The sequence below is a fragment of the Kitasatospora sp. NPDC051853 genome (genome assembly GCF_044452665.1).
Lineage (GTDB): Bacteria > Actinomycetota > Actinomycetes > Streptomycetales > Streptomycetaceae > Kitasatospora.
The window spans coordinates 120,462-127,387 of record NZ_JBITBY010000015.1 but is presented as its reverse complement, the minus strand read 5'-3'; the positions used below and the strand labels follow the sequence as shown (position 1 = coordinate 127,387).

Here is a 6,926-nt window from a genome sequence, read left to right as displayed (position 1 = left end):
GGCGCCTGGCGGGGGGCTTCGGGGCGGGCCGCGGGTCTGGGGGGGCGTGTGTTGCTCCACACCCCCCCCGGGGCCCCCCCCGGGCCCCCCCCGGGGGGGGGGGCCCCCGCCCCCCGGCTGCGGGAGCCAGGGCTCGGCCGTCGAATCCTGGCTGAACCCGTACGGGGGTCGGTCGCCCGACCAGGGGAGCGGCACCCGGCAGCCGTCGCGGCCGGGGTCGGTGCCGCCGGAGCGGAAGTGCATCGGGTCCTGGAGCCGGTCCAGTGGCAGGTCCTCCACCTCGGGCAGGCCCAACTCCTCGCCCTGGTACAGGTAGACCGCACCGGGCAGGGCCAGCGAGAGCAGCGCGGCGGCCCGGGCCCGGCGTAGGCCGAGGGCCCGGTCGGTCGGGGTGCCCCAGCGCTTGGCGGCGAAGTCGAAGCGGGTGTCCCGGCGGCCGTAGCGGGTGACGGTGCGGGTGACGTCGTGGTTGCAGAGCACCCAGGTGGCCGGGGCTCCGACCGGTGCGTGCAGGGCGAGCGTCCCGTCGATCGACTCCCTGAGTGCCGCCGCGTCCCAGGGGCGGGCCAGGAAGTCGAAGTTGAAGGCGGTGTGCAGTTCGTCCGGGCGCAGGTAGCGGGCGAACCGTTCGGCGTCCGGCAGCCAGACCTCGCCGACCAGGATCCGGGTGCCGGGGTACTCGTCGGCGATCGCCCGCCAGGAGCGGTAGATCGCGTGCAGCTCCTCCCGGTCGGTGTAGGGGTGCGGGTCGGTGCCCTTCACGAAGTCGGGCAGCGCCGGGTCCTTGGCCAGCAGTGCGGCGGAGTCGATCCGCACGCCCGCCGCGCCCCGGTCGAACCAGAACCGCAGGATCTCCTCGTGCTCGGAACGCACCAGCGGGTGGGCCCAGTTGAGGTCCGGCTGCTGGGTGGCGAACAGGTGCAGGTACCAGCTGCCGTCCTCGATCCTGGTCCACGGGCAGCCGCCGAACTCCGAGACCCAGTCGTTCGGCGGGATCTCCCCGTGCTCACCCCGGCCCTGCTTGAAGTGGAACAGCTCCCGCTCCGGGCTGCCCGGCCCGGCCGCCAACGCGGCCTTGAACCAGGGGTGTTGGTCGGAGACGTGGTTGGGGACCACGTCCACCACCGTCCGGATGCCGAGCTCCAGCGCCTCGGCGATCAGCAGCTCGGCCTCCTCCAGGGTGCCGAACAGCGGGTCCACGCCCCGGTAGTCGGCCACGTCGTAGCCGCCGTCCGCCATCGGCGAGGGGTACCAGGGGTTGAACCAGACGGCGTCCACGCCGAGTTCGGCCAGGTAGGGCAGCCGGGCGCGGACTCCGGCCAGGTCTCCCGTGCCGTCGCCGTTCCCGTCGGCGAAGCTGCGCGGGTACACCTGGTAGATGGCCGCGTCGCGCCACCAGTCGGAGCGGTCGGGCGGGGATTGCTGTCCCACGATCGAGGTCCTTTCGGATCGGCGCCCGGGCCCCGGCCTCAGCCTTTGAGCCCACCCGAGGTGAGCCCGGACATGATGTTGCGTTGGAAGAGCAGGAAGAAGGCGATGGTCGGCAGCGAGGCGATCGCCAGCGCGGCGATGATGACGTTCTGCGGCACGCCCATGGCCAGGGACTTGATGCCGATGTTCAGCGTCTGGTTGGCCGGGTCCGGCTGGACCAGCATCGGCCAGAGGAAGTCCTTCCAGACGTTCACCACGGCGAAGATCGAGACCACTCCGAGGATCGGCCGCGACATCGGCAGCACGATCGAGCGCAGGGTCCGCAGCGGGCCGGCCCCGTCGATCGCGGCGGCCGCCATCAGGTCCGCCGGGATGGAGTCGAAGAACCGCTTGAGCAGGAAGATGTTGAAGGCGTTGGCCACCGTGGGCAGCCAGATCGCCCACGGGGTGTTCACCAGGTTGAGGTGGACCAGCGGCAGGTCCAGCACCGTCAGGTACTGCGGCACGATGAGGACCGCCGCCGGGATCATCAGGGTGGCCAGCATCATGCCGAGGATGACGTTGCCCAGCACCGGCCGCAGCTTGGAGAGCGCGTACGCCGCCGCCACGTCGAACACCAGCTGGAAGGCGAGCGCCCCCAGCGCGTAGTACAGCGTGTTGAACAGCAGCCTGCCGAGCCGGAGTTGGCTCCAGGCGGTGGCGTACGTGTCCCAGTGCAGCTCGCTCGGGAAGAGCGTCGGGGGGGTCTGCACCACCTCGGCGGTGGACTTCAGCCCGCCGGTCACCAGCCAGTACAGCGGACCCAGGAACACCAGGGTGAAGCCGGCCACGGTGACCGCCAGGACCACCCGGTAGAGCCACCTGCCGAGCGGACGGTCGAGTTGGGTCTGGGATATCAGCGTCCGGGTCTGCGGCTCTGCCACCGGGCTTCCCTTCTAATCGGCCTTGCGGGAGAGGCGCGCGTAGAGCACGGAGAAACCTGCCAGCACCAGCAGCATGATCAGTCCGAGCGCGGAGGCGGCCCCGTAGTTGTTGAAGTTGAAGGCGTACTGGTAGACCAGGAAGACCACAGTGGTGGTCGACCCCTGCGGCCCGTTGCCCCCGGTGAGCAGGAAGGGCTCCACGAACACCTGCATGGTGGCGACGATCTGCAGCAGCAGCAGGAGCGAGAGGATCAGCCGGGTCTGCGGGATCGTCACGTGCCAGATCCGCCGCCACAGGCCGGCCCCGTCCAGCTCGGCCGCCTCGTACAGCTCCCCCGGGATGCCCTGGAGCGCGGCCAGGTAGATCAGCGTCGCGCCGCCCATGTTCATCCAGGTGGCCGCGATCACCACCGAGATCATCGCCGTGTCGGGCGAGTTGAGCCAGGCCGAGGTCGGCAGGTGGAGCGCCTCCAGGATGCTGTTGAACAGCCCGAAGTCCGGATCGTAGAAGTACTTGAAGAGCAGCACCGAGGCGACCGGCGGCATCATCACCGGCAGGTACACCAGGATCCGCAGGTAGGCCTTGGCGTGCCGGAGTTCGTTCAGCAGTACGGCCACCAGGAACGGCATCGCGAAGCCGAGCACCAGGGCCAGCAGCGTGAACAGCAAGGTGTTGCGCCAGGCCTGCCAGAACGCCGGGTCCTGGAGCAGCTGTTCGACGTTGGCCCACCCGACCCAGGTGGTCCGTCCCCGCTTGGTGCGCTGGAAGCTCATCACGACTTCCCGCACCATCGGGTACCAGGTGAAGAAGCCGAAGCAGAGCAGCGCACCGATCAGGAAGCCGTGCGCCGTCAGCTGCTCCCGGACCCGACGTACCGTCACTGCAGGCTCGCCAGGACCTGGTTGACCTGCGCCTCGGCCTCGCCCAGCAGCTTGGCGACATCGGCGTTCTTGTCGGTCAGGACGGCGGAGACCGGGTTGTCCAGCACCTTGTAGATCTGCTGGGCGTTGGCCGGCTCGGTCTTGCCGGGCACCTGGACGGCCAGGTACGGCGCGTAGTTGGCGACCGGCACGGTGGCGTTGGCGGCCTTGGCCTTGTTGTCGCCCTCCAGGCTGGCGCCGGTGAAGAAGAACGGCTGCGGCAGGCCGACCGGCAGGCCGTCCGCCTTGGTCCGGGCGTAGTCGAACTGGCCCTTGCCCAGGGTGAGGAACTTGAAGTTGATCCAGGCGATGCCCGCCTTGATCTGCTCCGGGGTGGAGCCCTTCTTGAACATGTAGTCGTTGCCGCCGAGCAGCGCGGCCTTGCCGCCGGGCATCGGGCCCATGCCGTAGTCCTCGTAGTTCCCCTTGAGGGTCTGCACCATGTACGTGATGTCGTCCGGCGCCCCGATGTACATCCCGAGCTTGTCGGTCGACATCTGGGTCATCAGGTCCGGCCACTTGAGGCTCTGCGCGGCACCCATGCTGTTGTCGGTCCACCGCATGTCGTACAGGTTCTGCAGCACCTGCTTGCCCTCGGGCGTGTTGAACGCGGCCTTCTTGCCGTCCTCGCTCACCATCGACCCGCCGAGCCCGTACAGCTCCGCGGTGAAGTGCCACCCGCCCTGGTTGGTCGCGCTGTACTCGCCGTACCCGTTCACCCCGTTGCCCAGCGCGGCGATCTTCTTCGCCGCCTCCCGGACCTCCGCCCAGGTGGCCGGCGGCTTCTCCGTGTCCAGCCCCGCCTGCTTGAACAGCTTGCGGTTGTACAGCAGGCCCATCTTGTAGTTGGAGGTCGGCAGGCCGTACAGCTTCCCGCCGTCCTTCAGCGTCGCCAGCACGGACGGGTCGATGTCCTTGAGCGCGGGCACCGTCTGCTCGTTGACGTACGCGGAGATGTCCTCCGCCGCACCCTCGTCCAGCACCTGCTGGAGGTCGGTGAAGTAGGTGTAGAAGACGTCGGTCTGCGTCTTCCCCTTCAGCTGGGCGGTGAACGGAGCCGGCTCCTCGCAGGGCGAGGCGTCCTTGCTCTTGATCGTCACGTTCGGGTACAGCTTCCCGAACGCCGCGACGTCCTCCTCCCACTGCTTGCGCTCGGCCGCCTTGGTGACCGGCGGCTGGCAGTCGACGCTGATCGTCACCTTCGCCGACGGATCCAGCGTCGCGCCCCCGGTCGCCTTGCCCTCCTCGCTCCCACCCCCCGAACTCCCGCATGCGGCAAGGGACATGGCCATCCCTGCGGCTACCGCGACAACGACGGATCTGTGGACGATCCCAGCTCTGCTCATGACGGAGGAACCCTTCTGCGGGCACGGGTGGGTGGGGTGCCGCGGCCCTCGCCTGCGGCACGCACACTTAACCACCGCCCGACAGATGACCACAAGATATCGACAGAGTTTCGCAAAAACACGACAGACTTGCGTAGGTCATCTCCCGGACCGAGACTTCGGGCCCACGACGGCCGCCGGTGCGGCAAGGAGGTGCGATGACGACGGCCACCACAGCGGACCGGTACGACTGGGCGGGCATGGTCTGCGGATGCGGCCAACCAGCCACCCACGTACCCGAGTTGCTCATCCGACTGGCCACGGAAGGCGAAGCCTCCGGCATCACGCGGGACTCCTTCGAGGGCCACCTGCACATCCCCTCGCACACCTACGCCCCCGCCCCGGCCGCCATCTCGGTGGCGCTGGCCGCCCTCGCGGACCCCGACACCCCCGGGGCGGCCCGGGACGTCCTGGTCGACCTGGTCTTCACCACCGCGTTCGTGGACTGCATCGGCCACGGGGTGCCCGAGGGCGTTGACCTGGAAGAGGAGTGCCGACGGGCCGTCACCCCCGGCCTGGAGGCCCTCTACGCCGAGATCGCCTCCGGGCGCTCGGCCGCGACGGCCAGCCGGGCGTTCTGGATCGCCGAGGGCACGGACGAGGACGCCTCCCGCGTCGAACGCGTCCGCCGGGAGGCCCGCCACCTGCTGTGGGACGCCTGCCAGACCCCCTGGGAGTGACCCCGGGAACGACAGTGGGGCACAGCGGCCGACAGCCGCTGCGCCCCACCCGGATCGCGGAGCCCCCTGTCGGGTTCGAACCGACGACCCCCGCTTTACAAGAGCGGTGCTCTGGCCAGCTGAGCTAAGGAGGCACGGTGACCGTCCGCGGCGAAGCCACGGCGGCACCAGTGGGCAGTGTACCGGTCAGGTGTGGAGGTCGTGATCGGATTGATGCCGGATTCGGGGGCCGGAAGGGGCTGACAATCGGACGATCGGGCGGGTAGCGTCGCCAGGAAGTCGTCCGAGGGGCCAGTGGTTCAGACCACTGGGCCAGCAGGCGGCGGACCAACAATCCAACCTTTACTCGGATCGTCCGGCACGTTCCTGCCGGTGAAGGAGCGCAGAAGCATGGCTTCGGTCACGTACGACAAGGCCACCCGTGTCTACCCGGGTGCCACCAAGCCGTCGGTCGACGGTCTGGACCTGCACATCGAGGACGGCGAGTTCCTCGTGCTGGTCGGCCCCTCCGGCTGTGGCAAGTCCACCAGCCTCCGGATGCTCGCGGGCCTGGAGGACGTCAACGGCGGTGCGATCCGCATCGGCGACCGCGACGTCACCCACCTGCCGCCGAAGGACCGGGACATCGCGATGGTGTTCCAGAACTACGCGCTCTACCCGCACATGACCGTCGCGGACAACATGGGCTTCGCGCTCAAGATCGCCGGCGTCAACAAGAGCGAGATCCGCACCAAGGTCGAGGAGGCCGCGAAGATCCTCGACCTCACGGACTACCTGGACCGCAAGCCGAAGGCGCTCTCCGGTGGTCAGCGCCAGCGCGTCGCGATGGGCCGCGCGATCGTCCGCGAGCCGCAGGTCTTCCTGATGGACGAGCCGCTGTCGAACCTCGACGCCAAGCTCCGCGTCTCGACCCGTACCCAGATCGCCTCGCTCCAGCGCCGCCTGGGCATCACCACCGTCTACGTGACGCACGACCAGGTCGAGGCCATGACCATGGGCGACCGCGTCGCGGTGCTCAAGGACGGTCTGCTCCAGCAGGTCGACAGCCCGCGCAACATGTACGACCGCCCGGCCAACCTCTTCGTGGCCGGCTTCATCGGCTCGCCCGCGATGAACCTGATCGAGGTCCCGCTGGTCGACGGCGGCGTGAAGTTCGGCGGCTCGGTCGTCAACGTCTCCCGCGAGGACCTGGCCGGCGCCGGCACCGACAAGAGCGTCACCGTCGGCATCCGCCCGGAGCACTTCGAGATCGTCCCGGCGGGCGGCATCGAGGGCGTCGCGGTCACCGTCAACGTGGTCGAGGAGCTCGGCGCGGACGGCTTCGTCTACGGCAGCACCAAGATCGGTGGCGACGACAAGGACATCGTCGTGCGCGTGCACGGCCGTCAGATCCCGCAGAAGGGCGAGACCATCCACGTGGTCCCGACCGGTGGCGAGACCCACGTCTTCAACACCACCACGGGTGCCCGCCTGAGCGCCTGATCCACCGTCGGCCCGGCCGGCAGATCGTCATACGAAGGCCCCCGTCCGAGCGGACGGGGGCCTTCGGCGTCAACCCGTGCGAGGGACGAAACCGGACACGCGTC

General features: G+C 69.3%; 6 protein-coding genes and 1 tRNA gene. 2 read left to right on the top strand and 5 right to left on the bottom strand.

Features of this window, described 5'->3' with window-relative positions:
* From ACIA8O_RS34555 to ACIA8O_RS34540, 4 genes are all read right to left on the bottom strand, one after another.
* Positions 1-1,431: glycoside hydrolase family 13 protein (locus ACIA8O_RS34555; protein WP_396297983.1), on the bottom strand; the 1,431-nt coding region annotated here is incomplete at its 3' end.
* A 38-nt stretch (positions 1,432-1,469) separates the two neighbouring features.
* Entirely contained in the window at positions 1,470-2,354 is an 885-nt protein-coding gene (locus ACIA8O_RS34550; RefSeq protein ID WP_396297982.1) for a carbohydrate ABC transporter permease, read from the bottom strand.
* Between the two features lie 12 nt (positions 2,355-2,366).
* Complete coding sequence (locus tag ACIA8O_RS34545) at positions 2,367-3,236, bottom strand: carbohydrate ABC transporter permease (RefSeq protein ID WP_396297981.1); 870 nt, start codon at positions 3,234-3,236, stop codon at positions 2,367-2,369.
* On the bottom strand, positions 3,233-4,621 hold the full coding sequence (locus tag ACIA8O_RS34540; RefSeq protein ID WP_396297980.1) for an extracellular solute-binding protein: 1,389 nt from the start codon (positions 4,619-4,621) through the stop codon (positions 3,233-3,235). Before ACIA8O_RS34540 ends, ACIA8O_RS34545 begins: the two co-directional genes overlap by 4 nt.
* Before the next feature lie 197 nt (positions 4,622-4,818).
* On the opposite strand from ACIA8O_RS34540, the gene ACIA8O_RS34535 reads away from it, so the two are divergent.
* Complete coding sequence (locus tag ACIA8O_RS34535) at positions 4,819-5,340, top strand: hypothetical protein (RefSeq protein WP_396297979.1); 522 nt, start codon at positions 4,819-4,821, stop codon at positions 5,338-5,340.
* A 60-nt stretch (positions 5,341-5,400) separates the two neighbouring features.
* Here the strand turns inward: ACIA8O_RS34535 and ACIA8O_RS34530 are convergent.
* Positions 5,401-5,474, bottom strand: a tRNA-Thr gene (locus tag ACIA8O_RS34530).
* A 256-nt stretch (positions 5,475-5,730) separates the two neighbouring features.
* Here ACIA8O_RS34530 and ACIA8O_RS34525 point away from each other — a divergent pair.
* On the top strand, positions 5,731-6,822 hold the full coding sequence (locus ACIA8O_RS34525) for an ABC transporter ATP-binding protein (protein WP_396297978.1): 1,092 nt from the start codon (positions 5,731-5,733) through the stop codon (positions 6,820-6,822).
* The last annotated feature ends 104 nt before the right edge of the window (positions 6,823-6,926 follow it).

Coding starts and splice junctions, on each gene's coding strand:
- ACIA8O_RS34540 (WP_396297980.1), bottom strand. CDS start 4,621: ATGAGCAGAGCTGGGATCGTCCACAGATCCGTCGTTGTCGCGGTAGCC.
- ACIA8O_RS34535 (WP_396297979.1), top strand. CDS start 4,819: ATGACGACGGCCACCACAGCGGACCGGTACGACTGGGCGGGCATGGTC.
- ACIA8O_RS34525 (WP_396297978.1), top strand. CDS start 5,731: ATGGCTTCGGTCACGTACGACAAGGCCACCCGTGTCTACCCGGGTGCC.